This is a genomic window from Mesorhizobium sp. M2A.F.Ca.ET.037.01.1.1 (assembly GCF_003998075.1).
Lineage (GTDB): Bacteria > Pseudomonadota > Alphaproteobacteria > Rhizobiales > Rhizobiaceae > Mesorhizobium.
Map to the genome: position 1 here is coordinate 1 of NZ_RZSA01001048.1, position 2,168 is coordinate 2,168.

The following is a 2,168-nucleotide window of genomic DNA, read 5'->3' on the forward strand; positions in this document are numbered from 1 at the left end:
GAGCTACTCCGTTCAACCCGTGTATGGCCGCAGCACGATGTCCTTGTGCACGATGACGCGCAGCGGCCAACCCGGGCGGACCGTGATTGTAGGCTGAACATTCAGGTTCTTTTCCGTGATACGCTGGCCGGCTTGACTGATATTCTGCTGAGTGGCTTCTCGGATCGCCTTGACCAGGTCGCTCTCATTTTCCCCAAAGCTCAGTTCGGTGCCGACGCCTAGCAATGTGGCCAACGCAACGCCCTTGATCAGCTGCCAGGTGTGGAAATCAACCTCATCCTCAAGCCCCGCATAACCGGCGGTGTCTGTCGCCGGCAGATTGTCGATTTCGATCGAGGAGCCGTCGGGCAAGATTATTCGCTGCCAGACCAGCAAAGCACGCTTCTGCCCAAAGGCGACGACGCTGTCATAGGTGCCGATCAGACGCGAGCCTTGCGGGATGAGCAAGGTGCTGCCGGTGACGGTGTCGTGCACATTCTCGGTGACCTGCGCAACGACCAGACCGGGCAAATCCGAGTTGATGCCAGTGATGAGGCTTGCAGCGATGACGCTACCGGCCATGAGCTGATAGGGCGAAGCTGGCGTCTGCAGCGCATGCGGATTGTAGATCCCGTTTGTGTCTCGCTGGCTCACGAAGTCAAGCTTGCGCTGTTGGTTGTTCTGGTCGCCCTCGGTTGGTGCAACGGAAGCTGACGTGCCGGCGGCACCGGTTTGCGGAAGCGCTTCAAATTGCAGCTGGCGGGCTTGCCCGGTGTGGGGAGCATCGGTCTGCTTCGGTCGATTGTCGATCCGGAACATGACTTGCGACTCGCGCGCCGAAATCGCCTGCTGGGCGAGCCGTTGCTCTTCCGCGGAAACCTCCTGCCCGGGCGCGATGCCGAGCTGGCGATGCCGCTCAAGAATGGGGCGGCCGAGATCGCCCGGCAGCGGCGGTCCAAGCACGGGCGGTTTTGGCTTGATCGCGGAATAATCCTTGGGCAGGCTATCGAGACCCTCGGCTGTCGGCTTGCGTTCGGTGTTATAGCGGTCTTCCGTCAAGCCTTGGATGCGCAGAGCTGGCCCCCTCAGCGCGATCATGGTGACGCCGAATATTGCGCCGGATCCGAGCGCCGCGATCGCGACGATCACGCCGCGCCTGAAACGCACAGCACGACGAGGCGAAGCGCGCAATTGCAGCTGCTCTGGATCGAGCTTCGGCGGGGCGGTGGAATGGGACGTGTCAGTCATGGGCCCTCCCCTCACCTGCCGAAACGGGAAAAAGGCGAGATCCGCCGCGGCGGTTGCCGGCCATCAGTTCTGGTGATGCGCACAACCTGCTGCTGCTTGGCACCGAGCCGCAGTTCTGCCGCGGCAAACAAGCGATCGACGATATAGTAGTTGCCGCGCATGCGGTAGTTGACGAGCTGGTTGTTGCCGTCGGCTCCGACGATGAAGAGCGGCGGCGCCTCGCCCTGGTCAATGCGGCGTGGGAATTCGATATAGACCTTGCTGCCGTCGTCGAAGGCACGCGTCGGTCTCCAGGGCGGTGTGTCGCCGCTAATCGAATAGCGGAAGCGGATATTTTCGAGTGCCACATTCGACGCCACCGGCGTGACGGCATCTGCTTGGGCGTTGCGTTGGCGCAGCGCGACGATCTGGTCTTCGCTATACGTCCAGGAGATGGCCGCCATCGCGGTCTTGTCAGTGCTTTGAAGCTGCAGGTGATAGGTCCGCCGTTCCGTGGTGATGACCAGGTTGGTGCTAAGCCCCGGCGCGAAAGGCTTTACCAGCACATGGGTGCGCTGATTGTCGCCGGTGCCGCTCACGGTGTCGCCAATGACCCAACGCACCGTGTCGCCCGCGGACACTGACGTCAGCTTCTCACCCGGTTGCAGAGCAATATCGGTGACGCGCTCGGGTGCTGCGTAAAGCTGGTAAAGCGCGCCGTCGGCAAAGGGATAGACCTGGACCGCATTGACATAGCCGTATCTGGTGGGCTGCTGTGTCGCCGCCTTGTTGGCGTCGGCGACACGTTCTTCGGGGGAACGTTTATCGTCGGCGACCTTGCCTGGATCGGGCTGCAACTGGCCGGGCAAAGGCAGCGGCTTTGGCACCTCGACGATCTTGACCGCTTCTCCGGCGGCTTCTCGATCGCCGCTGCTTTGAAGTCGGCAGTGTCATAGGAAATC

At 61.9% G+C, this 2,168-nt stretch carries 1 protein-coding gene and 1 pseudogene; both read right to left on the reverse strand.

Features of this window, described 5'->3' with window-relative positions; genetic code table 11:
• Positions 1–12: 12 nt before the first annotated feature.
• On the reverse strand, positions 13–1,227 hold the full coding sequence (locus EOA27_RS33205) for a TrbI/VirB10 family protein (RefSeq protein WP_127258383.1): 1,215 nt from the start codon (positions 1,225–1,227) through the stop codon (positions 13–15).
• Between the two features lie 11 nt (positions 1,228–1,238).
• Positions 1,239–2,168: pseudogene (gene trbG, locus EOA27_RS33210) on the reverse strand (P-type conjugative transfer protein TrbG); the annotation flags it as partial.

Bases quoted from the DNA above. Each gene is read 5' to 3' on its own strand.
- EOA27_RS33205 (WP_127258383.1), bottom strand. From the start codon at position 1,227: ATGACTGACACGTCCCATTCCACCGCCCCGCCGAAGCTCGATCCAGAG.